The organism is Paenibacillus sp. NPDC057886, assembly GCF_042796655.1.
Classification (GTDB): Bacteria; Bacillota; Bacilli; order Paenibacillales; family Paenibacillaceae; genus Paenibacillus.
Window position 1 is genome coordinate 73,454 of the sequence record NZ_JBHVMZ010000003.1, and the last position, 25,224, is coordinate 98,677.

General features: G+C 47.4%; 21 protein-coding genes. 17 read left to right on the top strand and 4 right to left on the bottom strand.

What is annotated here, in order from left to right; translation table 11 throughout:
* The first annotated feature begins 340 nt into the window (after window positions 1-340).
* The gene (locus tag ACFVQB_RS11050) at window positions 341-2,104 is read left to right on the top strand and encodes an ABC transporter ATP-binding protein (RefSeq protein ID WP_379438304.1); all 1,764 of its coding nucleotides are present in this window, start codon (window positions 341-343) and stop codon (window positions 2,102-2,104) included.
* On the top strand, window positions 2,085-3,926 hold the full coding sequence (locus ACFVQB_RS11055) for an ABC transporter ATP-binding protein (RefSeq protein WP_379438306.1): 1,842 nt from the start codon (window positions 2,085-2,087) through the stop codon (window positions 3,924-3,926). The genes ACFVQB_RS11050 and ACFVQB_RS11055 overlap by 20 nt, the downstream gene beginning before the upstream one ends.
* Window positions 3,927-3,985: 59 nt before the next feature.
* Here the strand turns inward: ACFVQB_RS11055 and ACFVQB_RS11060 are convergent, their stop codons facing one another.
* Window positions 3,986-5,005, bottom strand: a complete 1,020-nt coding sequence (locus tag ACFVQB_RS11060) for an NADP-dependent oxidoreductase (RefSeq protein WP_379438309.1) — start codon at window positions 5,003-5,005, stop codon at window positions 3,986-3,988.
* Window positions 5,006-5,178: 173 nt separating this feature from the next.
* On the opposite strand from ACFVQB_RS11060, the gene ACFVQB_RS11065 reads away from it, so the two are divergent.
* The gene (locus ACFVQB_RS11065) at window positions 5,179-5,742 is read left to right on the top strand and encodes a TetR/AcrR family transcriptional regulator (protein WP_379438312.1); all 564 of its coding nucleotides are present in this window, start codon (window positions 5,179-5,181) and stop codon (window positions 5,740-5,742) included.
* A gap of 130 nt (window positions 5,743-5,872) precedes the next feature.
* On the opposite strand, the gene ACFVQB_RS11070 is transcribed toward ACFVQB_RS11065, so the two are convergent.
* A complete protein-coding gene (locus tag ACFVQB_RS11070) occupies window positions 5,873-7,864 on the bottom strand; it encodes a DUF4832 domain-containing protein (protein ID WP_379438315.1) in 1,992 nt (663 codons plus the stop codon).
* A gap of 642 nt (window positions 7,865-8,506) precedes the next feature.
* On the opposite strand from ACFVQB_RS11070, the gene ACFVQB_RS11075 reads away from it, so the two are divergent.
* The 7 genes from ACFVQB_RS11075 to ACFVQB_RS11105 all read left to right on the top strand — a co-directional run bounded on the left by ACFVQB_RS11075 (window position 8,507) and on the right by ACFVQB_RS11105 (window position 15,792).
* Entirely contained in the window at window positions 8,507-9,607 is a 1,101-nt protein-coding gene (locus ACFVQB_RS11075; protein ID WP_379438318.1) for a Gfo/Idh/MocA family protein, read from the top strand.
* Window positions 9,608-9,618: 11 nt separating this feature from the next.
* Window positions 9,619-10,509 (top strand): carbohydrate ABC transporter permease, encoded by an 891-nt coding sequence (locus ACFVQB_RS11080; RefSeq protein WP_379438321.1) that lies wholly within the window; start codon window positions 9,619-9,621, stop codon window positions 10,507-10,509.
* Between the two features lie 12 nt (window positions 10,510-10,521).
* Complete coding sequence (locus ACFVQB_RS11085) at window positions 10,522-11,355, top strand: carbohydrate ABC transporter permease (protein ID WP_379438324.1); 834 nt, start codon at window positions 10,522-10,524, stop codon at window positions 11,353-11,355.
* A 70-nt stretch (window positions 11,356-11,425) separates the two neighbouring features.
* Complete coding sequence (locus ACFVQB_RS11090) at window positions 11,426-12,769, top strand: ABC transporter substrate-binding protein (protein WP_379438326.1); 1,344 nt, start codon at window positions 11,426-11,428, stop codon at window positions 12,767-12,769.
* Window positions 12,770-13,021: 252 nt separating this feature from the next.
* Entirely contained in the window at window positions 13,022-14,047 is a 1,026-nt protein-coding gene (locus tag ACFVQB_RS11095; RefSeq protein ID WP_379438328.1) for a LacI family DNA-binding transcriptional regulator, read from the top strand.
* Between the two features lie 121 nt (window positions 14,048-14,168).
* The gene (locus tag ACFVQB_RS11100; RefSeq protein ID WP_379438330.1) at window positions 14,169-15,131 is read left to right on the top strand and encodes a helix-turn-helix transcriptional regulator; all 963 of its coding nucleotides are present in this window, start codon (window positions 14,169-14,171) and stop codon (window positions 15,129-15,131) included.
* Window positions 15,132-15,267: 136 nt separating this feature from the next.
* Window positions 15,268-15,792 carry a VOC family protein gene (locus tag ACFVQB_RS11105; protein WP_379438332.1) on the top strand — a complete coding sequence of 175 codons (525 nt, stop codon included), beginning with the start codon at window positions 15,268-15,270 and terminating at the stop codon, window positions 15,790-15,792.
* Between the two features lie 88 nt (window positions 15,793-15,880).
* On the opposite strand, the gene ACFVQB_RS11110 is transcribed toward ACFVQB_RS11105, so the two are convergent.
* Complete coding sequence (locus ACFVQB_RS11110; RefSeq protein ID WP_379438334.1) at window positions 15,881-16,786, bottom strand: helix-turn-helix transcriptional regulator; 906 nt, start codon at window positions 16,784-16,786, stop codon at window positions 15,881-15,883.
* 188 nt (window positions 16,787-16,974) lie between these two features.
* Here ACFVQB_RS11110 and ACFVQB_RS11115 point away from each other — a divergent pair, with 188 nt between their 5' ends.
* From ACFVQB_RS11115 to ACFVQB_RS11125, 3 genes are read left to right on the top strand one after another with little or no spacing between them, the layout of a single operon-like run.
* Window positions 16,975-17,616: a carbohydrate-binding family 9-like protein gene (locus ACFVQB_RS11115; protein WP_379438336.1), complete on the top strand. Its 642-nt coding sequence runs from the start codon at window positions 16,975-16,977 to the stop codon at window positions 17,614-17,616.
* 50 nt (window positions 17,617-17,666) lie between these two features.
* Window positions 17,667-18,515, top strand: a complete 849-nt coding sequence (locus ACFVQB_RS11120) for a sugar phosphate isomerase/epimerase family protein (protein WP_379438339.1) — start codon at window positions 17,667-17,669, stop codon at window positions 18,513-18,515.
* A 57-nt stretch (window positions 18,516-18,572) separates the two neighbouring features.
* Window positions 18,573-19,583, top strand: a complete 1,011-nt coding sequence (locus ACFVQB_RS11125; protein WP_379438342.1) for a Gfo/Idh/MocA family protein — start codon at window positions 18,573-18,575, stop codon at window positions 19,581-19,583.
* A gap of 75 nt (window positions 19,584-19,658) precedes the next feature.
* Here the strand turns inward: ACFVQB_RS11125 and ACFVQB_RS11130 are convergent, their stop codons facing one another.
* Window positions 19,659-21,296, bottom strand: a complete 1,638-nt coding sequence (locus ACFVQB_RS11130; protein ID WP_379438345.1) for a bifunctional metallophosphatase/5'-nucleotidase — start codon at window positions 21,294-21,296, stop codon at window positions 19,659-19,661.
* Window positions 21,297-21,548: 252 nt separating this feature from the next.
* On the opposite strand from ACFVQB_RS11130, the gene ACFVQB_RS11135 reads away from it, so the two are divergent.
* From ACFVQB_RS11135 to phnE (ACFVQB_RS11150), 4 genes are all read left to right on the top strand, one after another.
* Window positions 21,549-22,532 carry a phosphate/phosphite/phosphonate ABC transporter substrate-binding protein gene (locus ACFVQB_RS11135; RefSeq protein WP_379438348.1) on the top strand — a complete coding sequence of 328 codons (984 nt, stop codon included), beginning with the start codon at window positions 21,549-21,551 and terminating at the stop codon, window positions 22,530-22,532.
* Between the two features lie 171 nt (window positions 22,533-22,703).
* Window positions 22,704-23,504 (top strand): phosphonate ABC transporter ATP-binding protein, encoded by an 801-nt coding sequence (gene phnC, locus ACFVQB_RS11140; protein WP_063565947.1) that lies wholly within the window; start codon window positions 22,704-22,706, stop codon window positions 23,502-23,504.
* Window positions 23,501-24,364: a phosphonate ABC transporter, permease protein PhnE gene (phnE, locus tag ACFVQB_RS11145; RefSeq protein ID WP_379438352.1), complete on the top strand. Its 864-nt coding sequence runs from the start codon at window positions 23,501-23,503 to the stop codon at window positions 24,362-24,364. Before phnC ends, phnE (ACFVQB_RS11145) begins: the two co-directional genes overlap by 4 nt.
* A complete protein-coding gene (gene phnE, locus ACFVQB_RS11150) occupies window positions 24,361-25,167 on the top strand; it encodes a phosphonate ABC transporter, permease protein PhnE (RefSeq protein ID WP_379438355.1) in 807 nt (268 codons plus the stop codon). Before phnE (ACFVQB_RS11145) ends, phnE (ACFVQB_RS11150) begins: the two co-directional genes overlap by 4 nt.
* The last annotated feature ends 57 nt before the right edge of the window (window positions 25,168-25,224 follow it).

Below are 25,224 nucleotides of genomic sequence, written 5' to 3' on the forward strand. Positions count from 1 at the left end.
AGGGCCTCCATTTCCAGAATATCCACGTTGGTTAATAGGGTTGCCAAAGATAACAAAATAATGCATTACTAAGGGGCAATACGCATTGTACCCATTTGCATTCCTAATTTGGGCACGCTGCTCAGTTTTTTATCATAGATCGATGCTCCCATGCCCATTTCAGGTTAATAATGAGAAGGAAAGAAAGATATTAGCGATTTGATGGTGCAAAATGCGATATAATAAGCGTATTGGATACGTGAAATTTTACATAGAGTTATGGAAAGAGACTAACGGAGCTGGCTGCGTGAACATACGAAATCGTCACGAAGATTAAACGCTCCGGGCCGGAGGAATGGTTATGATCAAGCTGTTGTACTACTTGAAGAAGTATCGAGTCGCCGCCATCGCAGCACTGGTCATGATGCTGATTGAATTGACGGTCGAATTGGCTCAACCCTATTTGATCTCGAAGATCATTGATAACGGTATCCAGCAGGGAGATCTGTCAGTAGTTTGGCTATGGGGCGGAGTGCTCGTGGGCAGCGCCATTGTGGCGTTTGCCGCGGGTATTGCTAGTTCCTTTTTTGCGTCACATGCGAGTCTCGGCTTCGGTTACGATCTGCGGGAGAAGCTGTATGACAAAGTGCAAGCGTTCTCTTATGCGGTCTTTAACCGTTTTGCCACTTCATCCCTGATTACCAGATTGACCGGGGACGTCACACAGGTGCAGGATACGGTGTTTATGAGTCTGCGATTCATGACGCGTGTGCCGCTGGTGGTAATTGGCAGCATGATCATGGCGGTCGTGGTGAATCCGAAGCTGGGTCTGCTGCTCGTGGTGATGGTGCCTGTGCTGCTGGTGGTTGTTATCTGGATGATCAAAAAGGCAGCGCTGCTGTTCCGCAATGTGCAGCGCAGACTGGATGCCGTCAACGGAGTCATCCAGGAAAATCTGACAGGCATTCGGCTGATTCGTGTCTTCGTCCGGATGGGCCACGAGATTGAACGCTTTGCCGGGTATAGCGGCAAGCTGATGAAGGGCACGATCTCCGCGCTGCGCCTGACGGAGACGACGATGCCATTCATGCTGCTCATGATGAATGGTTGTATCATCGCCGTGCTATGGTTTGGACGACGTGATATCACTACCGGGAGTGCAACCGTGGGTGAAGTCGTAGCAGTCATTAACTATCTGCTCCGCACCATTGGCGCCATGTCTGCACTGTCCTGGATTCTGGTGACCTTCTCCAGAGCGAGTGCTTCGGCACAGCGGCTTAACGAAGTTTTTGACACGGAGGAAGTCTCGGAATCAGCTCAATCAATGAACACAGGTCGTTCTGCACAAACTGGGAAAGGGAATTCTGTTATCCAGGGTGCAGTTGATTTTCGGGGTGTAGGATTCAGCTATCCGGGCAGTGAAATTACTGTGCTGGAGGGTATTACATTCTCAGCCAAACGAGGTGAACGTATCGCCATCATGGGAGCGACGGGCTCGGGCAAATCCTCACTGGTACAGCTCATTCCAAGGCTCTATACCGAAGATCAAGGCGAGGTTCGTATAGATGGTAATGATGCAGAACGGTTGGACATTTCCACATTGCGCGGAGCTATCGGTTATGTGCCGCAGGAGGTCGTTCTTTTTACCGGATCGGTACGGGATAACATCGCCTGGGGCCGAGAGGACGCAACGCTTGAAGAGATTAAGGAAGCGGCACGGCGTGCCCAGATTCATGAGACCATTGAGAAGTTGCCGAATGGCTACGATACACAACTGGGTCAGCGGGGAGTGAATCTGTCGGGTGGACAGAAGCAGCGGCTCTCGATTGCCCGTGCATTGATTCGTCGTCCAAGCATCTTGATTCTGGATGACAGTACAAGTGCTCTCGATGTAGCCACGGAAGCAAGGCTGCTGGGTGCACTGGAAGAGTTATCGTGTACAACGTTTATCATCACGCAGAAGATCAGTTCAACCACCTCTGCCGATCTGATTCTGCTGTTGGACGATGGACGTCTGATTGGACAGGGGAAACATGAGGATCTGATGGATTCATCCGAACTGTATCGCCGAATCTATGAATCACAATACGGGGAGGGTACACCACATGTTCAAAGCATTCATTGAACCTTTCCGTCAGCCCCCACCGCCGATTGATCCCGAGACGTTGAAGGCAGGTGGAGGTCGTAAGCCGAAGGCACGGGCGAAGAACTGGTCCGGTACGTTAGGCCGGATCTGGGCGTACCTGGCCCGTCGCAAGGTCAAGCTGACGATGGTGCTGTTGATGGTATTTGCCAGTTCCGCACTCGCTTTGCTTGGACCGTATATGGTTGGTGTAGCTGTGGATAAATTCATTGATGGAGAAGCAACGAGTTCCAGCTGGACGACATTTTTATTGGGTCTGGTGGCAGTCTATGTTCTCTTCTCCCTGACGTCATGGCTGCAAAATATATGGATGATTGAAATTGCACAGGAGACCGTGTTCCGCATGCGGTATGATCTGTTCTCCCATCTGCACAAACTGCCGATTCCATTCTTCGGCAAGCGTCAGCAGGGGGAGATCATGAGCCGGGTTACCAACGACATTGAGAATGTCAGCGGTACGCTGAACAGCTCGGCCATCCAGATTTTCTCCAGTGTGTTAACACTGATCGGAACGTTTGGCGTGATGCTTTGGTTAAGTCCGCTGCTGACCTTGCTTACATTTATCGTCGTACCACTGATGGCTATTGGCATGCGCTGGATTACGCGCAGAACCGGGCCGTTGTTCAAACAACGTCAGCGGAATCTCGGCGAACTCAATGGGTACATTGAGGAAACCTTGTCCGGGCAGAAGATTATCAAGGTGTTCTCCCAGGAAGAGCGGGTCATTCGAGGCTTTGAGGAACGAAATACGAAAATCCGGTTGTCCGGTTTCTGGGCGCAGACCATCTCCGGTTTTATTCCTAAGCTGATGAATGGTCTGAACAACCTGAGCTTTGCGATTGTCGCAGGCATCGGCGGGATCTTGGCGATTCAAGGTTCCGTTACAGTTGGGGTGATTATCATCTTCGTAGAATATGCCCGTCAGTTTACTCGGCCGCTCAACGATCTGGCCAACCAGTGGAATACGTTGCTGTCTGCGATTGCTGGGGCAGAGCGCGTGTTCGAGGTGCTGGATGAGGACGAGGAAGCGAAGGATGAAGGTGCAGCGGTGTCTCTGGACAGAGTGGAGGGAGCCGTACGCTTCGACAAGGTATCCTTTGGATACGATGAAGGACGTAATATTTTGCATGAAATTAACTTTGAAGCGAAGCCGGGTGAGATGATTGCTCTGGTAGGTCCGACCGGGGCAGGGAAAACAACATTGATTCAGCTGTTATCCCGCTTCTATGATCCTACAGCCGGTACGCTAACGGTTGATGGGCGTGACATTACGACCATTCGGCGCGAGAATTTGCGCTCACATATGGCATTTGTTCTTCAAGATTCATTCCTGTTCCAGGGCACGATTCGTGAAAATATCCGTTTCGGCCGTCTGGATGCGACCGACGAAGAGGTGGAAGCTGCTTCGAGGTTGGCGAATGCCCATTCGTTCATCATACGGATGAAGGATGGGTATGACAAAGTGCTTCAGGCCGACGGAAGTGGCATCAGTCAGGGACAGAAGCAGCTGCTTGCGATTGCCCGGGCAATTCTGGCTGATCCGTCCATCCTTGTATTGGACGAGGCGACCAGCAGTATCGATACCGTCACGGAGATCAAAATCCAGGAAGGGCTGCAGCGCCTGATGCAAGGCCGTACCAGCTTTGTCATTGCCCACAGGCTGAACACAATCCGCCAAGCCGATCGTATTCTTGTACTGAAGGATGGTCAGCTCTTGGAGCAAGGTTCGCATGACGCATTGCTCGAACAAGGTGGTTTCTACAGCGAACTGTATTACAGTCAGCTGCGGAACAAGGCACAATAGTATAAAAAAGAGCAAGTAACTGAACCTTGAAAGTGTTCGAGTACTTGCTCTTTTTGCTGCTACAAGTCGGACATCCCAGTTTCTTGAGCAACTATGGAAGATAGATTATCTGTAATAATATCCCTCTGAATGACTAATTTGCCTCTCATATTCCGGGTGTCGTAATATTTATGAGCTTCGGCTACACCTTGGCGGGTAAAGGGGAATACGTTGTCTACATGTATATCGAGCTTATTCGTCTGAATCCATTGGATAAACGCTTCCCAGTCGTTGGCATTGGGGCTGATCAAGGCAAATTGGGCATCAATTCCACGGATGAGAGGTTGCTTCGCAATCGCCGGATTTACAAGGGAAATGAACGTCCCATTATTCTTTAATATGCTGTAATTTTTCAGTTCTGTTGCTCCGATTCCCGTGACTTTATCGACAACCGGGTCACGAACCATATCCAGCACGACATCAACAGGACTCAAAGTCTCAGCAAAGTCGGTTGTTGTATAATCAATCACTTCGTCGGCACCGAGCTGAAGAACAAATGAATGATTATGGGCCCGAGCCGTGGTGATCACATAAGCGCCGTGTTGTTTGGCTAATTGTATGGCGATGTGTCCTACGCCACCTGCACCGGCGTGGATCAGAATACGCTGTCCCGGCTGCAGTTTACCATAGTGAAATAAAGCTTGCCAGGCTGTCATGCCGGACGCAGAGACCGAAGCAGCTTCTGCATCGGAAAGGGACTCCGTTATCACAGCAAGATCGCATTCTTCCACAGCGACATGTTCAGCGTAACCACCTCCTGTACGAGACACCGCAATAACGCGATCCCCGGTTTGTACACGAGTAACCTTTTTCCCTGTGGCCACGACGATTCCAGTTATATCGACTCCAAGAACATAAGGGAATTCAATGGGCATGAAATGCCTGAATGTTCCGCTCCTAATCAGTCGATCCGCTGAGGATACTGTGGTCGCCTTCATCTCCACGAGCACCTGTGTATCACTAATATGTGGTATATCGCGCTCCTGCTCCGCAAAAACCTCCGAGCCTCCATAATTTTCTATCACTACTGCTTTCATCATAGTCCTCCATTCGGTATTGCTGGCTGTCAGTTGATTTGTTCCCAGCCGTTCAATATAATGATCGTACTTATAATGGGATTGGACGACAATTGTTAAAACAGTTGAATGTGTATAATATTGAACACAATCCACTGTTTTGTTCAATCTCAGATCCGATAATAAAAGGAGTAAGTATGGACAGAAGAATACAAAAATCACGTGAATCGATTATAGAGGCCTTTATTCAACTGCTGTCCGAAAAAAATTTCGAGCAAATCACGATTAATCAAATTGCAGAGCGAGCCAATGTAAGTCGCGGAACGGTTTATTTGCATTTTATGGACAAGTTTGATTTGTTGGATCAGTGTATAAAATCCCATTTGGTGGAACTGATCGAGAGCAGTCTCTTCTGCGGAGTCACTGGCATATTTCCTTCCAAAGAAGCTCTGCTGCACAGTTTTCGGTATCTGAAAGAACATGCCCTATTCTATGGTGCAGTGTTGGCTGATCAAAGTGTCCCGGCATTTCGAACTCGCTTGCAAGCTGCTCTGTTGAGAGGACTGGATAAACAAATCGACATGAGTGGCATCAATCAGGGAAGGAACAAGGAGATTATGCTTCAATTCCTTGCTTCCGCGCTGGCTGGCATGATTGAATGGTGGATTACTTCAGCCGAACCGTACTCCGCAGAAGAATTGGTTGATGAATTATGGATTCTGATGGAACGCAATCAAATGACACCTGTGCCTCACGTATAGGGGAGAGTTGCTGGGGTTTACTGATTGTTGTGTTCGGTTGATTTGATAGATAGTTATCATCCAAAAAAAAGAAAGAGCAGGAACGAAGGGCGCTGTGGCCCTTATTCCTGCTCTTTTCATGTCATGCCGTTTACTTCGTTACACTGCTCAGCTTGAACGAGCCGTCGGTCAATTTATTTGTATTGGCAAAGTCTACGCCAGGTTTATTCGTTTCCGGGTCAATGATCGCAATCGCGATATCATAGGTTCCGGCAGCAAGACCGGAGACCGGAATGGAATCGGTCAGGGTGTAGGTACCCGTTTTCCACGTGGTCAGATTAACGGTTGTTGTTTTCTTGGCGACCACTGTATTGCCGCTGCGCAGTTGGATTTCAACCGGCCAGGCAAATGGGAAGTGCTGCACGCCTTTATTTTCCACCTTAATCGTTGTGGTAAACGTGCTTCCGCTAATCGTGGATGGGTGCGAGATTTCCTTCACCACAAAGTGGTAACCCATTCGTTTCTTGAGTGCATCGATATTGGCCTGTAATGCATGATTCAGAGGAAGCGAGGCAGGGGAATTCGGTCCCAGCCAGCTTGGTTTGCTTAGCTCCGTTTGACGCAACGTTTCCGTAAATCCGCTACCGGTGGTTAATGCTGCAAGCATGCCGGAAGCGCCCCCGTAAAATTCACCCCCGGAGATGCGTGTCTCCCAGAAGTTTGCATGTGCTGGCTGCTGTTGACCGATGTCATCCCAATAGCCATTCTGAGTGCCTGTGTACCAGCCCCAATCGGCATCGAAGCTGTCTTTATGTCCAAACACATCGTTAAACATACCCATGACCATGCCTTTGTTATTGGTTTTGGCGAGGGCGATACTGCGCCGGATCAGAACCTGCATCTTGTCCTCTTTGCCGGCAAAGGCATCAATATAATGCTGAACATACTTGTTCGAGATGTCATTGGTAGGGAAAGCGCCGGTGTAATTGGTTTCACCATTTGGTCCGACATAAGGCCAGGTATGGAACTCACCCCAGTGTCCGAGGGAACCGATCTGGACAAAGGCGACCGGACGATCATTGGTATTGTATCTTGCCGCAATGGCCTCAATGGCTAATTTGTGCCGTTCTTGTACATAGGTGGAGTTGTAGTTGGGAGAGAAGCCCATGTTGTTGCCAGTACCCATGCCTCCGGTTGTATCGTTGTATACGGTTCCGGGCGATTCTCCGCGGGCAACCATGTCATTGTAAAGCCAGTCGGGAATATCCCGGTGAGCCTGTCCTGTCGGGCTGTCCAGAATGAAGCGAAACACCACTTTGACGCCTTTACTTTTCCAGTAGGCAAAATTGTTTGCAGCCTCAATCGCGCTAAAATCATAGGTGCCTTTGGTAGACTCAAGTTCCTTCCAGGTTACTCCGGCATATACGAGCCTGTGTGGCTGTGCATATGTCGTGCTCTTGGCTGAAGGCGCCCAGCCTTTAAATGGATTGTTGAGTGGGCTGTCCAGCTCTACGGGATTCACCACGGTATTGTTCCCTGTACCACCACCTGATCCAGCCGAGGTCAGAAGGTAAGCGGGCAGTGTTTGTCCAGACGCAGGCAGTCTCGACGTATCCGAGCTGTTGTCGATATATCCAACTCGTACCGTGCTGCCTGCACTAATTTGAAGTGTAGAGAGAGGAATAGCGACCTCAATGACGGAAGAGCTGCGATAGAATTGGGAGCTGGTCAACGTGCTGTTGAAGTTCCAGCTCCAGTCCGTTCCGCTGCCGCCATAGCGGTATAACCCTGTATTTTCAAGCAGCCACTCCACACCTGTAGCTCCCCAGCCCGCAGCCTGATAACCAGTTGCAGTATTGTTATCGGTATTGATCCAGAAGTTGCCCATCGTTGTACTCAGACCTGAACCTTGAACGAGCAGATAGAGGTTGGTTCCATCATTGGTTACTTTGAGCGTCTGGGCAGTGCCACTATTGGTGGTGAGAGCACTAACGCTGCTCCAGTCGCTGACATTGCCATCAATGGTGATGGTTGCAGCAGAGGCCTTTGGGAAGGCTCCTGCAGGCAAGAGCAGGGTAATCATGAGGACAAAAGCCAAAAACAGTCCAAGGCTCCGCTTGCTTCTATCAAATAATCTTGTCATGGTATACCTCCTGAATAATGGATTTTGAATGATAACTCGTTCTGCCCGCCCCGAATTTCTTTATGAGGGGAGAGTTAGGAGAGTTCAACTCCTTTCTAATCCGCATGAAGTGGCGGAATATTAACGTTTTATGTGAGAGTCATGGTAGTAATCGGGGAATAAACAAATAAAAAGATGGAATTTTATTTTGCGGCAAATGTAAAATGTGTTTCAGTTCTTGGATTCCGCGTCTAAATTGCATTATAGGGGATGGATACAGGAGATTCAACAGATTTTTTTCCAGAATTTATTGAGTTTTCTATTGAGAATAAGAGTGTCTTATTGGATTTTGGACCTGAGTAATCATAACTTGAATATACTTTTTGCCGCAAATAAAAATGAATTCAAATTAAAGTATATGATAATAAAACAAAAATGTAAACGCTTAATTTATGATGAATAAAGAAGTATACTGTTTAGTAGTATATAAAATTAAGGCCGAATATGTTGCCGCAAAATAATTTAAAATTTAGCCAAAATCAATTGACAAGAAATTAAAACTATTTTACTATCGTTACATAGTCACAGTCCTGTTAGATTTCTTAACATCGAATTGGCTTCATGGCATTTGCCGCAAATTTACGAGCAACGGAGAGTGTAAGCATGGGGAAGATAAAAATGGCTTTTATCGGTGTAGGAGACATGGGGTCACATCATTGCATTGGTTTTGATTTGCTCGAAGATAGTGAGGTTCGTTATATCTGTGATATGAATGAGGCGAATGTGGCACGTACGCTGGCTGAACTCAAGAACAGCAACCCAATCATAGTTAGCGATTATCGTGAGCTGCTTGCCAAGGAAGATTTGGATGCGGTGGTCATCAGTGTACCGAACTATTTGCATCGTGAAGTGGCAGTCGCTTTTCTGGAAGCTGGCAAGCATGTATTTCTGGAGAAACCGGTCGCCCATACCATTGAGGACTGTGATGCCATTATAGAAGCGGCTGAAGCCTCGGGACGGGTATTGCAGATCGGATTGGTTTATCGGTACTCAAATCTGTATCGCCGAATGGAGAAGGAATTGGAGAACGGACGTCTTGGTGACGTGAAATTGATGTGGTGCAAGGAATTCCGTGACCCGTTCCCACCTGCGGATTGGTTCTATGACAAGACCAAGTCTGGGGGAGCGATTGTAGAAAAGGATTGTCATCACTTCGACATTTTCAACTGGATGATCCAGGCGAAGCCTGTCCGCGTGTTTGCCTCTGGAGGCCAGCATGTCATGAAGCAAGGAGAGCCTAATCGAATTCAGAATTCATACAGTCACTATCCGACGAAAGAAATTTCGGATACCTCCATCGTCGACCATGCATTTATCACCATTGATTATGATAACGGCAGCAAGGCCAATCTGGGCCTGTGCATGTATTTGAAACCGCGCAATCTGATGGGAGAAGGGCTTGAGATTGGCCTGATCGGAGAGAACGGCGGCCAGATGGTGGCCCGTAATGACAAGACGATTGATATCGTTGGCGGGCAGGACTGGACGAAGGACCATCTGGAGATTGACGTGACGTCCGATTCCATTATGGGTGGACACACGGGGGGACAGACCCAGCGCATTGATTTTCTGAAATGTGTACAGGAAGGCAGACAGCCTTTTGCGAGTGCACAGGTTGGTCGTAACGCGTTGCTTATTGCCCTGGCGGCAGAGAAATCCATTTTGGAAGAACGGTACGTCTATTTAGAAGAAATTTCAGGCTGAGGGGTGTCATCATGAACAGGTTGAGAAAATATGACACACTGCTGTTTTTTCTCTTCATATTGCCTTGGATTATCGGATTTATCACCTTTTTTCTGTTTCCTTTCGGGACCTCGGTCTTCTACGCCTTTACGGATGCAAGGCTTCCGGGAGCGACCAACTTCAACTTTGTCGGCATTGATAATTTTACGCACATGATGGATGATCCCATCTTCTTGAAAAGCTTGATGAACACGATGTTTTTCGTTGTATTCGGTGTTCCGATCGTTACGGCGGGTATGCTCGTTCTGGCAATGCTGCTTAATTTTAATGTCAAAGGTATTGCCTTGTTCCGCACCTTCTTTTACTTACCGACCCTGGTTCCCATTGTGGCAACGGTCATTATCTGGCGTCTGGTGTTCAACTCCGAATTTGGCATCTTGAACGCCGGACTTGGCGCGCTCGGTATAAGCAAAGTCGACTGGATTGGCGGGGAGCATACAATCAAGCCGGTCATCATCATGCTTCAAGTCTGGATCTCCGGCAGCGGGGTACTGATCTTCTTGGCTGCACTGAAAAACGTCCCCAGACATTTGTATGAAGCTGCTGCAATTGACGGTGCAAGCGGGATACGCCGATTTTTCCAAATTACGCTGCCGATGATCAGTCCTTCCATCCTGTTTGTGATCATTATTCAGACGATGTATAACTTTCAGATGTTTACGGAAGCACTGCTGCTATCTAAGGGTGGTCCGAACTACTCTGCTTATACGTTTGTCTACAATATTTACAAGTCGGCCTTTACCGATCTGAAATTCAGCATGGCGATGACGCAGTCGATTTTCCTGTTCGCCGTGATCTCGCTTGTCACCCTGATCCTGATGAAAGTATCGAACCGCTTTGTGTATTACGAGGGAGAACGATAGGAGGAGAGTTACATGAACAGCCGAAAAATAGCGGTAAAAGCGTCCCAATATGCATTGCTGATCGCAGCATTAATGCTGTTCGCAGGGCCTCTTGTATGGATGCTCTCGACCATGCTGAAAACCAAAGCGGAAACCTACAAGGTACCTCCAACTATTCTGCCGGACACATTCAGCCTGGAAGCCTTTGAACGATTGTTTGCTGTGCAGCCGATGATGTGGCAGTGGATCCAAAATTCGTTTATCATTTCCTTTTTTGTTGCAGCGGGAGCGGTGGTTTCCAGTTCACTTGTCGCTTACGGTTTCTCCCGTTTTGCAACCAAGTATCGGAATATTCTGTTCCCGGTCGTGCTGGTTACCTTAATGATTCCTCCTTCCATTATGATGATTCCCTCGTACGTCCTTTTTTCCAAGCTGAACTGGATTGACACCTGGTTGCCGCTCATTGTGCCAGCCTGGCTCGGAGGCGCCTATTATATCTTCCTGTTCCGACAGTTTTTCATGACTATTCCCCAGGAGCTGGACGAGGCTACATATCTCGACGGCGGCAATCGCTGGACGGTATATGCGCGAGTCATTATGCCACTGTCCAAACCGATTATTATGACGACCATTATTTTTGCCTTTGTGAACTCCTGGCTCGATTTTCTGGGGCCGTTCCTGTATATCAAAAACCCAGAAATGTTCACGCTGAGCGTGGGCTTGCAGCTGCTGATTGGTCAGACGAGCCAGGATTTGCCGGCGCTCGCTGCGGGTGCATTTATCAGTATTGTACCTATCGGTCTGCTGTATCTGTTTGCACAACGTTATATCGTCGAGGGGGTGGTGCTTACGGGCACCAAAGGGTAGAGTGGCTGCCTGCTTTCCGGTTTTCAGGTGAACAGGACTTATTGATATGACTTAAAGGGGAGCTGTGTATATGAGAGCGAAAAGTAAACGGCTATTCAATGTATGGGCACTTGTACTTGCTACAATGGTGGTGATCAGTGGATGTGGAAATGGGGGATCGTCCGAAAATGCCGACTCTTCTGGTTCCGGCAGCAGCCAGAGTGAACCTGTAACGATCACATACTCCCAGTGGGGGACGGCAGAAGAGCTTCATCGTACACAGGAACTGCTGGATCAGTTCATGAAGGCCAATACCGATATTAAGGTCAAACTGGAAGGCAAGGATTGGGGCAGCTATTGGGACGGACTGACAGCGAATGCAGCTGGGGGCACACTTCCGGACGTGTTCAAAACGAGTTATGCATACGTGGAGAAATACGCCGAGCTGGGCATTTTCAAGGAATTGGACGGCTTGCTGGCAGAAAATCAGTTTGATCTGAACAATGTGGACAAAAGTCTGCTGGGTCTTCACCAATATCAGGGCAAACAAGTATCCTTTCCGATCGATGCCAACGTCATCGTATGGTATTACAACAAAGCGATCTTTGAGAATGCAGCCACGAATCCTCATAAAGCTCCCGTTCCATCGCTTGAGCCAACGTGGGACGAAATTACCGACATTGCAACCAAGCTGACGCTGGATAAGAACGGGAAAAGCGCAGACGAAGCGGGTTTTGATGCAGGTAACATTGTGCAGTGGGGCTTGTCCATTTCACCAGGATCAACGATGGATTGGTTCCTGGAGCCGGAGTTGTGGTCCAACGGTGCCAAGCTGGTGAATGACGATGGTTCCCTTGCGCTTGAGACACCTGAAGCGATGGAAGTGCTGAACTATTTTATCGACTTGACCAAAAATAAAAAGATCAATACCACACCTGCACAGATTGAAGGCTTGGGTGGACAGGTGAACCTTGCGATTACTACATCCAAGGTAGCGATGAATCCGGGTGGAAGCTGGAATACAACCAACTACCAGGAGGCTGGCGTGAATTACGGCATCTCCTATTTGCCGAAATTCAAAACCAACCAAACCGTTGTTCAGCCAGCAGGTCTTGCAATCAGCTCCAATACAAAGCATGAAGAGGCGGCTTACAAGCTGCTCGCTTGGCTAGCAGGTCCGGAAGGACAGACAGAACTGGCGAAGCAAGGATATTCGATTCCGGCTAACAAGGCCGCAGCGGATGCCTATATTGCTACTGTAGGCGAAGATAATAAAATCTTCCTGGATGCGCAGCAGTATGGCATTGTATCTCCCTTTACAACCAAGAAAACCGATCTGGTCTGGACGTATGGTGAGCAATCGCTCAAACTTCCACTTGCCGGAGATGGTGATCTGAACGCAGCACTTAAGGATTTGGCCTCCAAGATGCAATAAGCAGATAAAGAGGCAGTAGAGCTTCATAAGTTTTCTTAAAAGGGTTACAATTGGCGGCAGTTATGGGGGACAGCAAGCTCCCTGACTGCCGCTATTATTTTATAAAAGACTGCGCCTATGCACCATTTCATTGACTTCTGGGCAGGAGAAATATAAAATTATATTTGCCGCAAATTTGTGTTTGCTGAGATGAAATTGCCCCAATACGAATGGGGTTTAAATACATAGTTAGAGGAAAGGTGGGGACTTCACATGGCAAAATTGAAGGATATTGCAGACCGCGTCGGTGTATCGATCTCTACCGTTTCACGTGTGATGAAGAACGATGTCAATCGATCGGTCAGCGATGAAACCCGCAAAAAAATATGGGACACCGCTGAGGAATTGGGCTATCGTTCACAGCGTCCGGCCAAGAAGAAAAAGGTCCAGCCCAAAACGACATATGCGATCGGCTGTGTGGTTGCCATTCCCCAAAATAAATACAACAGTCCTTATTTTTCGGTCATTATGGAAGGGATTGAAAAGCAGCTTGCTGAAGCGGGCATGCGTCTGGAATTTGTGTACAGCATCGAAAACGACGGGGATATCGTGCAGCTGCAGTCTCTGGTGAAGGAACATCAGATTGATGGCATGATTGTGGTGGAACGGATTGATCCGGAAGCCTATCGCTGGCTCAAGGCCAATGTGCGGACTGTTGTGGGTGTGGATATCACGGACCCGGACATTCCAGTCGTTGGTTATGATCGTGAAGAGGCGGCCAGGGAGGCAACGAATCATTTGATTGCCCAAGGGCATCGGATCATTGCCTACATTGGCGGAGCAGAATTTAAGAATGATTTTCTGGAGGAAAAACGTTTTCTTGGTTATCGACGTGCAATGACTGATGCGGGCTTACCTATTGATAATGACTGGGTGATTGATGTGAAATGGGATGTTTCGCTGAGTTATGAATTGACCAAGCAGGCATTTACCAACAATGCGAACAGACCTACAGCCATTTTTGCAGCCAGTGATATGATGGCGATTGCGGCCATGCGTGCTGCAACCGAACAGGGACTCCGCATTCCGGAGGATATCGCCTTTTTTGGTGTAGATAATATTGAGATATCCGAATTCACCTCTCCGCCGTTATCAACTATTCATGTACCCAAGCTGGAGATGGGCATGTTCGCGGTTAAACAGCTGCTCGATTATCTGGATCATCCGTATGAAGTGGCTGTCAAAATGATCGTTCCGTACCGCTGTATATTCCGCCAGTCTTCCAATGGCAAAATATAATAGCTATCTACAAAAGAGTTCCCGTGTCCAGTTATGGGCGGAGGGAACTCTCTTTTTTACTAAAAAGGCTGTTGATATAACCAGTTGAGATTAACAATTAATAAAGCTGAGGGGCTATGTTATGCCAAAAAACGATAATATGTTGGCCATTCTATGGATGCTAAATTCAGGCACCAAAATAACTGCAAAACAAATATCTGAAAAGTTAGAAATAAATATAAGGACCGTTTATCGATATATTGATGCATTATGTGCCAGTGGAGTGCCTATAATTTCAGACGCAGGCCATAATGGCGGGTATAGCTTACTGAATACTTTTATCACAGCACCACTGTTATTTGATATTGAAGAGAAAAAAGCGCTTCTTCAGGCTGCTGTTTTTGCAAAAGAAGCGGGATACCCTTTGAGTGAGGCGTTAGACCATGCGACATCAAAATTGAAAATGTATTCGAATCAGGAACAAGAAAGTATACTTAGTCGTCATTTAGCCGGATTTGATGTTATCAACCGTAAGGGGGATCCTTCCATTCAGCCTGTGTTGATGGAATTGGAGCAGGCTGTGGCAAACGATTTCTCTGTAGAAATCGATTATCGCGCAAGCCATAAAGAACAACCTGAGAATAGGATGATCGACCCCTATGGAATGGTTTACTGGAACAATAAGTGGTATACAATTGCATTTTGCCATCTAAGGAATGAGATCCGCAGTTTTCGGGCAGAGCGGATTCTACAAATCAAGCGGACTCAAATTAAATTTAAGCGTTCCGAAGCTTTCTCAGCTCGTGAATTTTTTATGCAAAATTTATTACCTGATGTAGTGGACAAGGATGGATTAATTCAGTTAATTATCACAGGAAGGTCAGAGGCGTTGGATGACGTATGCTTGCATTGGTTTATGGGACACCATTTGAAAGAACGGACTTCAAATCAAGCCATCTTTTTACTTGAGGAAAAATCACTTCATACCTATGTCCCGTATTTTCTCCTATCCTACGGGAAATCCATTCAAGTCATCGAACCACCGAGTTTGAAGGACAAACTTGTTGCGGTTGTGTCCGAGCTAATGGAATACTATCAACTTTAATAACTACACTGACAGTAGATGTCAGTGTAGTTATTTTATAATGATGACAATCAGGGATTACCGAGATGGGTAATTGGTATCACTTGATAAATAAGCCTAAAATCAATAAATTAAAATCATTTAAAGGTGGGTAAACATGACTGAAAACACAAAATACACTGCAGTATCTGGTGAATATACAACGAATGGTACTCCCAACGGCGTTACCTCTATTACTCCGTTTATAACAGTGAAAGATCCTACTGAAGCAATAAAGTTCTATAAAAATGTTTTTAATGCAAGGGTGAAGGACATTACTGAACATTCTGATGGAAATGGAAATCGAATGATTGTTCATGCGGAATTAGATTTTGGAAATGGTTTTTTGCAGCTAGGAGCAGCGAATCCAGCATATCAGTTGTCCCTGCCGCCAGATGAAGAAAATGCATGTTATTCTTTGGGGATTTACGTCATTAATGTTGATGAAGTAATTGAAAACGCGGTATCAAGAGGAGCCAAAGTAAGGGAATCGATTATAAACTTTGCTTCAGGTGATCGATTTGGAAGTATAGTAGATCCTTTTGGAATAAGGTGGTCCATTCTGACTCGAATTGAAGATTTATCCGAAGAAGAAAGTAGTCGTAGGGTCGCTGAATGGGCGAAAAGCTTTAGCGCAGAATGAGAATCAATAAAAAAATTGAATCAAATATGGATAGAAGATATAAAAACGGTCGTCTTTCGCTTATCGAGCTGAAGATGACCGTTTTTTTTCACAGCATTCTGGACAACTTCCGATATTCCCGTGGTGAAATGCCCTCATATTTGCGGAACATGCGGCTGAAATAATGAATGTCCGGGTAACCGCTTTGTACACCCACAGTCTCAATGGAATGATCGGTTTCCCGCAGTAGCTTGCGTGCCTCGCTCAGGCGGACGGATTGAATATATTCATTGGGCGGCATGCCCGCAATCTGTTTGAACAATTTGGCCATGTGATCCACACTCAGGTTCAATTGTTTGGCGATGCTCGAATTGGTCCACGGGTCGGATGGGGCGACCTCTATACGTTTCATGAGTTCGAGCAGCTTCTCTCCGTGTACCGACTCATGGCGTGGTGAACTTCGCCAGGATGAACGTAGCAGATGGGTCAATATTTGAAGCATCAAGGCTTTGCATACCAGTTCATATCCCGGTGGGCGCATCGTAAATTCATGAACCAATTGCTCCATAAGCTGCACGGACACTGAAGAAGGGGTATACACCGGGTTGATAGATAGCGGCGTCATGCCCTCTGCGCAAGCTTCCACTGCGAATTTATGATGCAGAACAGTCTCTTCGTTAACAACCATATCTGCCTCGGTTAGAATGGTCAATTCGTTGAAGAAATCAAAATGAATGCCAATAAAACGTGCTTCCGGGCTGGAGACGACTTCATTCTGGTGATAAACCCCGGCAGGCAGCAGGATTAGCTGGCCCGCCTTCAAAATATGGTGTTTATCGTTCATATAAGTTGCAGCTTCACCTTGAGAGACGTACAGAAGTTCAAAATCATACAGACGCCGCTTTGCCAGCTTGCCGGGAGGAAGGCTCTGGAACTGAGCATAATGCACGTTGGGAGACCATTCCTTGTAAGTGGCGGTTCGTTGCAGAGGATATACCGCTTGTTGGAGGGACATGAATTCCATCTCCTTTTTCAATGAGATTGGCCCAAATAAATCTAGTTAAAACTGAACGGAATTGTGCAAATAATCTCTTTATCTCCTAAATAAATGATCACGTAAATTATTTATAATATATGTATTATCACATGTTCTTACGAGAGAGACAACATCACGGATTAAGCTAAAAAAAGGAGAGGATTAAGATGCGCTCTCTCCCTGTGGAACGGAGCACAAGTTATTGCTGCGAACCACTCAGGTCAGTTGCACAGAGTGGATTCCCCTCGGCTGCGGATTGGGAACGATGTATTCCAGTGGAACTGGTCGACACGGTAACAGGCAGACCACCTCATCAATCCACGGAAGTCCGTTTTGGCTGGAGTCCCGAATACTTGCATATTCGCTTTGTATGCCAGGATGATCACGTTGTATCTGACTTCACGGAAAGGGATCAGCCATTGTATGAGCAGGATGTAGTTGAACTGTTCATTGATGAACAGGGCGATGGCAGGAACTACATCGAACTGGAGATCAGTCCGCACAACGTAATATTTGATGCATTCATTCACAATAACGGCGAAGGTTCCGAATTCAAGGCAGATGTAACCTGGCAGCTGGAGGGTTTGCAAACAGCTGTAGAAGTGGATTTTCAAGGCCATCGGGTGTATTTGATCCATATTCCCGCCAGTAACTTCAAGTCGCCCCTGAATAAAGGGTTATGCTGGAGGGTCAACATTTACCGAATTGATGAGAATGTGCAGGGAGAGCGGGAGTATCAGGCATGGCAGCCCACGGGGGCTGTAAACTTTCATTTGCCTGCCCGGTTTGGTCATTTTCAATTGGGATAGCTATGCACTGATGAAGAACAGGTTTGTATATTTTGAAGGAGGGTATTGGCATGAAAAAAGGGATTAACATATGGTCGTTTCCAGGAGATGCCTCCATTTCGGATTGTATTCAGACGGCGAAGCAAGCTGGCTTTGAGGGGATTGAGCTATCGCTTAATGGGGAAGGCGAGCTGAGTCTGTCTGCCACAGATCAGGAGGTTCGTGATATTCAGGGACGTCTCGAAGAGGCCGGACTCGAAATCGCGGGACTTGCAACCGGATTGTACTGGGATTACCCGATGACGAGCGCCCGTCCGGATATTCGCACAAAAGCACTGGATGTGTGTAAAAAACAGCTGGAGCTTGCCGCGGCATTTGGTGTGGATACCATTCTGGTCATTCCGGGTGCGGTTGGTGTGGACTTTATTCCAGACAGCGAAGTGACGGATTATGAAGTTGCCTACGAGCGGGCACAAGAAGCCCTTGCGCATCTGCTGCCGTATGCGGAAAGTGCCGGAGTATCGATTGGCATTGAGAACGTATGGAACAAATTTCTGGTGTCGCCGCTAGAGCTGCGTACCTTTATTGATTCTTTTAATTCAGATTATATAGGTTCATATTTCGATGTAGGCAATGTGGTGCAGAACGGTTACCCGGAGCAGTGGGTGCGTATTCTTGGTCATCGGATTAAGAAGGTGCATTTCAAGGATTACCGCCGTCAAGCGGGAGGGCTTCACGGTTTTGTGGATCTGCTGGCTGGAGATGTGAATTATCCGGCCGTGATACAGGCATTACAGGCCATTGGTTACGACAACTACGTAACTGCCGAGATGATTCCGCCATACACTCATCATTCGAAGCAGATCATATTCAATACATCCAAAGCGATGGATGCTATTCTTGGACGTTCTCAGGAATAAATACAGCTAACAACGTTTATACGAATATAAATCTATGAATATTTGGGAGGTAGAAACATGTTAAAAGTGGGATTGATCGGTTTTGGGTTTATGGGACGTATGCATTTTGACAACTATGTACGCCTTGCCTCAGAAGGGGAACCTGTGGAATTGGTAGCCATCTGCGATCTGAGAATAGAGGAACTGAAGAACGGTAAAGCAGCCGGCAATATGGCGACAGAGCAAGAGGTATATGATCTATCGCCTTATCGTTTGTATGACAACATCGACGCGATGCTGGAGCAAGAGGAATTGGATATCATTGATATTACGCTGCCTACGCCACTACATGCTGAACTAACGTGTTCGTTGCTGGAGAAGGGCATGCATGTGCTGTGTGAGAAGCCGGTTGCGCGCCATTCGGCGGAAGGCTGGAAGATGGCACAGACAGCCAAAGCGACCGGGAAAACACTGATGATTGGTCAATGTTTACGTTTCTGGCCAGCCTATTCTTATCTGAAATCCGTTGTGGAAGACGGCCGTTATGGAGCGGTAAACGCAGGTTACTTCTTCAGGGGTTCAGGTTTGCCTCAAGAGTGGTTTTTGGATGGAGAGAAAAGCGGTGGCTGCATATTAGATATGCACATCCATGATGCGGATATCATCCACTGGCTGTTTGGCAAACCGGATCAAGTATCCACGCTGGCTCGTAACGTCATTCCGGGAAGCGGCTATGATACCGTGTCCACCAATTATGTATACCCTGACGGAAAAGTACTGAATGCCCAAGCCGACTGGACGCTGGGGGGAGACTACGGTTTCTCCATGACGTATCGCGTTAATTTGGAGCAGGGGAATCTGGTCTTTGAGAATGGTGAGCTGAAAGTAAATCCGAACAATGCTCCCGGTTTCGTCGCTGAGCTGTCACCCGACTCGGGATATTATCACCAACTGAAATATTTTATCCAGTCTGTTCAAGCAGGTAAGCCTGTATCTGTATGTACACCGGAGAGTGCAACAGGCACGCTTGAGTTAATTGAAGCCGAGATGCGCTCGGCGGATGAGCATGGGGCATTGGTTTCATTATAATAGAAAGAGCAGAACCTGTGATGAGGGTTCTGCTCTTTGCATTTCTGAAGTAGTACGGGTCTTTGAAAAAGAGAGCTATCCAACAACCTGCCAGTTATTCGCCTGCTCCACTGTCAGTGGTTGATGCCTGCGAATATAATCCTCCACCAGTGCCGCCATATCCGTGGCGCCTTCGTGAAGTACCTTTTTGCCCGGATACATCGCATAATCACCACCACCTGCCGCACGATAACTATTCATCACTACAGAGTATGTCGCGTCCATGGCAACAGGTATGCCTTCACGTTCCAGCTTCACCACACGACTTCCCACAGGTTTAGAGATATCCAGCTCATATTCGATGCCTGCCCACATGTCGTAATTATAATGCTGTGGTTTCGGCTGCATGTAAGCGGGATTGACGACTACTTCGCCCGAAGCCTCGACTTCAAAGTAACGCGCTGTTTGCTCCAACGCATCCCGAATGTCCTGACCACGAAGCTCCAGTACCGTTAGTGTGTTGGGATAGATAAAATTGGACAACACATCCCGAACGGTAATAAGGGAACCGAATCCGCGAGCTTCTTCACTGAGCAATGCCGTATTGGAGATTTGAGCACCCGTTGCTTCCATCTGCACCTGATGTACAAAAGCAATGAAGGGATGCGCTGCGAGCCGCAGTGCGGCAGGATCGGTAATGGACAAGTCTCCGGCCACCTCGCCAATCGGCTGGTCCAGCCATGCTTGTGCTTTTGCTTCAAGCTCGTCTGTCAGTTTCATAACAGCCGCATCGGGCTGTACATCACTATTTCCATGCAAGAGCAGCAAGCGAGCCTGTTTTTCTGCAATCTGCCACTTTCCATTCGATAACCGGTCCAACTCAATGGATACATGACCTGCACCGTTCCCACTAAATCCAGGCTGAACCACGGTCACACCATGTATTTCAGCGGTAAGCTGACGATGTTGATGTCCGGTGAGCAGAACGTCAATTCCTTCAATGTCACGGCAGATGGCGTACGCCTGATTTTCTCCGGTTAACCGCTCGGCAGGTTCGCCAGTCTCCAGATCACTCTCAAAACCACCATGATAACTAACCACAAGCACATCCGGCTGTTCATGTTCACGAATATAGTCAACCCAAGCACGAATAGTCTCCATAGCATCAAGGAACTGTAAACCTTCTATATTTTTCGGATGCTCCCAGTTCGGGATATAGTGCGTCGTTGCGCCCAGCAAAGCAATTTTAACGCCTGAAGACAAGGTTTTGATCAGATAGGGAGGACCGAAGGCGGGAATGGCTGCTCCAGTAGGTGCAATGTGTGGTACCTCTTCGTCAGGCTTTCCTCCATTAACAATATTTGCGGATAGCCAAGGGAAATGGGAATCTTGAACTGCTTTACGCAGCAAGTCCTGACCGTAGTTGAATTCGTGATTGCCCACCACGGCTGCATCATAGCCCAGTTCATTCAGAACATTAATGAAGGGATGCACTGCGTGATCTGAAACAAAGGACGCAGCATATGAGGCCAAAGGGGAACCCTGCAACAGATCACCATTATCCACGAGCAGCAGTTCGGGTGAACGCTCCCGTTCACGCCGGATCAGCGAAGCAAGCAAAGCAAGTCCGGCTGGACGATATGCATTGGTATTGTAATGTATGGGACGAATGGCCCCATGAAGGTCACTGGTTACCATGATGTCGAAGCTTGACGTAGTTGTTATGGATGTCATTTTACAATCTCCTCTAAATATATAAGTTTAAACATATCAAATCACTGGTCATTCTGGCGGCAGATTACAAGGGAATTCACCATTTATACTTGTATTATCAACCGTAATGAGGCTATTCTAACAGATCAAAGCTGCTCTGACAGCCTGACAGGAAACTTTACAAAACTCCAAATTTCGTTTCACATCGCGGTAATATTCGACGACTATAGTAGACAAGTAATGAAAAATAGAAACTCTTTGGAGGGTGTTCGCTTGAAGAAGTCTGCTTTATTTTTACCATTGTTGATTTTGGTTCTGTTTCTAAGTGCTTGTGGGTCTAACAGTAGTACAACAGGTTCGGCTAACGGGGCTGATACGAGCTCGAATTCATCCAGTACTGACACGGCAGAGACAGACAAAGCCGCTGAAGGTTATGTGCCGACTGAGCTGACTGTACAATTCGTTCCATCACAAAATGCAGATACACTCGAAGCAAAAGCAAAACCGCTTGAGAAGCTGCTGGGTGACAAATTGGGTATCCCGGTGAAGGTCAGCGTATCCACAGACTACAACACAATTATTGAAGCAATGGCTTCCAATAAAGTGGACGTAGGTTTCCTGCCTCCAACGGCTTATGTTCTTGCCAAAGAAAAAGGCGCAGCTGAAGTTATTCTTCAGGCACAACGTTTTGGTGTAAATGATGAGACTGGTGCTCCAACTGAGGAACTGGCAGATTCATATAAATCCATGATTATTGTGAAGAAAGATTCACCGATCCAATCCGTTGAAGAACTGAAAGGTAAAAAAATTGCCTACCAAAACGTAACGTCTTCCGCTGGTTATGTATGGCCGGCAGCATTGTTGCTCGACAGAGGTCTTGATCCTTTGAAAGATGTACAGCCAATCACGGTTAAAGGCCATGACCAAGGCGTACTTGCTGTACTGAACGGTGATGTTGATGCCGCAGCGATTTTCCAAGATGCGCGTAACACTGTAGCGAAAGACTACCCGACTGTATTTGAAGATACTCGTGTACTGGCGTTCACTGAGCCGATTCCTAACGACACGATCGCAGTTCGTACAGACATGAATGCAGATTGGACAGCAAAAATCAAACAAGCGTTCATCGACATCGGTAAAGATCCACAAGGTCACGAGATCATCAAAGAAATCTACACACACGAAGGTTATGTAGAGTCTGATGACAGCAAGTTTGATATCGTTCGTCAATACAACGAAAAAGTAAAAACCGAGTAGTTTTCTGTCAAAATAAATCGTTAATAATCGCATTGCATTGCTTATCTTTTCATTGGATAACTTCATCGTATCAGCGGGCAGGCCAGTTCAGCGTGACATACGCTGCGCTGGCTTGTCCCATTACAGCGTGACCCTGCGAAATACCATATTAATGAAAGAAGGATTACTGCCATGATTGAGCTTCACAATGTAACGAAAACATACGCTAACGGCACCAAGGGCCTGAATAATATCAATTTGAAATTTAAACAAGGAGAATTCATTGCCGTCGTTGGTCTGTCTGGTGCGGGAAAATCGACGCTTCTGCGTTCCATTAACCGACTTCATGATATCAGTGACGGTGAGATTTTGATTAATGGCAAGTCGATTACGAAAGCTCATGGCAAATCACTTCGCATGATTCGCCGGGATATCGGCATGATCTTCCAGAGCTTCAATCTCGTGAAGCGTTCCAGTGTGCTTCGTAACGTGCTTGCTGGACGCGTGGGATATCATTCCACAATGCGTACTATTCTGGGTCGTTTTCCAAAAGAAGATACAGAACTCGCATTTGGAGCACTGGAAAGGGTAAATATCGCGGAAAAAGCCTATTCCCGCGCGGACCAGTTGTCCGGTGGGCAGCAGCAACGGGTGGCAATAGCCCGAGTGCTTGCACAGGAAGCCAAAATCATTCTGGCAGACGAACCTGTCGCTTCACTCGATCCACTAACAACGAAGCAGGTTATGGATGATCTGAAACGCATCAACCAGGATCTCGGTATTACAACGATTGTTAACCTTCACTTTATTGACCTAGCCAGAGAGTATGCGACCCGTATTGTTGGATTGCGTGCCGGCGAAGTGGTGTTTGATGGCCCGGTATCCGAAGCAACGGATGAGCGTTTTGCAGAAATTTATGGCAGACCTATTCTGGCAGACGAGCTGCTGGATAAACAGGCTGTACAGGAACAGCGGGGAGAAGTTCTGGTATGAAGCAACCCGTAAACGTATCGATAGATGGATCATTGCAGAATGAATCAGGAAAGGGAAAGCGTCCTGGCACAGGCTCAGGTTCGACTATCCACCGTCCCAAACCACCGGGGCGCACTAAACATCTGCTCACGTTGGTCATCATTCTGCTGCTTTTGTGGGCAAGTGCCAAACAGACTGATGCCAGCTTCAGCGAACTGATTGAAGGTTTCCCGAACATGCTGGATCTGCTGAAGGAGATGTTTCCTCCGCGGTGGACTTACTTTGATAATATCGTTCAGGGCATGCTGGAGACCATTCGAATGGCTCTGATTGGTACAACGATTGGTGCGATCATCGCGATTCCGGTCTCCATCATCTGTGCAGGCAACTTGATGCCCAGCCGCTGGATTTACTACCCGGCCCGTTTTGTACTGAACCTGATTCGTACTGTGCCTGACCTGTTGCTGGCTGCGCTGTTCGTTGCTGTGTTTGGACTGGGACCGATCCCTGGTATATTGGCACTCGCCGTCTTCTCGGTGGGACTGATTGCCAAGCTGACCTACGAAACGCTGGAAACGATTGATCAGGGACCGCTTGAAGCGATGACGGCTGTCGGCATGAACCGGATTCAACTCATTGTTTATGGCGTGGTGCCACAACTGGCCGCCCAGTTTACTTCCTATGTGCTGTATGCCTTTGAGATTAATGTGCGTGCCGCTGCGATTCTCGGATTGGTTGGAGCTGGGGGCATCGGACTGTATTATGAAGCAACACTTGGATTCCTGGAATATGACAAAACGAGTGTAATCATTCTGTTTACCCTTGTCATTGTTCTGATCATTGATTATGTAAGTACTAAGCTGCGGGAGAAATTGTTATGATGAAAAATGAAACAAGCGTAATCCGGCGCAAACCACGGAAGAACCCGCTTCGCTGGGTCATTGTAATCTTGCTTATCCTAGTGTACGCTTGGGCACTTGCCGGTGTACCTTTTACAGGGTTGAAAGAAACCGCTGGTCAGATCATGAAGGCCATTATCGCCGGGGTTTTCTCCCCGGATTGGGATTTTGTTTATCTGCCTGAGGGTGAAGATTTGCTGCGAGGATTGCTGGATACGCTGGCGATCTCCGTGCTGGGTACCGTCATTTCTGCTGTACTGTGTATCCCGTTTGCATTCTGGTCTGCCCGAAATATGAGCAGCTTTCGTCCTGTATCGGGTTCGGGCAAAATGGTGCTCAGCTTTATCCGTACGTTCCCGGAGATTATTATGGCTTTGCTGTTTATCAAGGCGGTGGGTCCGGGTTCCTTTGCGGGTGTACTCGCCCTTGGACTACACTCCATCGGGATGCTTGGCAAACTGTTTGCTGACGAAGTGGAAAATATTGATTATGGTCCTTCTGAAGCGTTGCTCGCTTCCGGAGCGACTCGCATGCAGCAGCTGTGGTTTGCTGTACTGCCACAGGTTTTGCCTGGATTCCTTAACTACACGTTGTATCGGTTCGAGATTAATGTGCGTTCTGCAACCATTCTGGGGGTTATCGGTGCAGGGGGGATCGGTACACCGCTGATCTTTGCACTCAGCACACGGAACTGGCCGCGAGTAGGGATTATCCTGCTGGGAATCATCGTGATGATTACGATCATTGATCTGATCTCGGGATACATTCGCAAGAAGCTGGTATAGGGAAGAAAGGGTAACGTTTGCTTGCTAATAAAGACGAATAAAATAAAGAACATGATG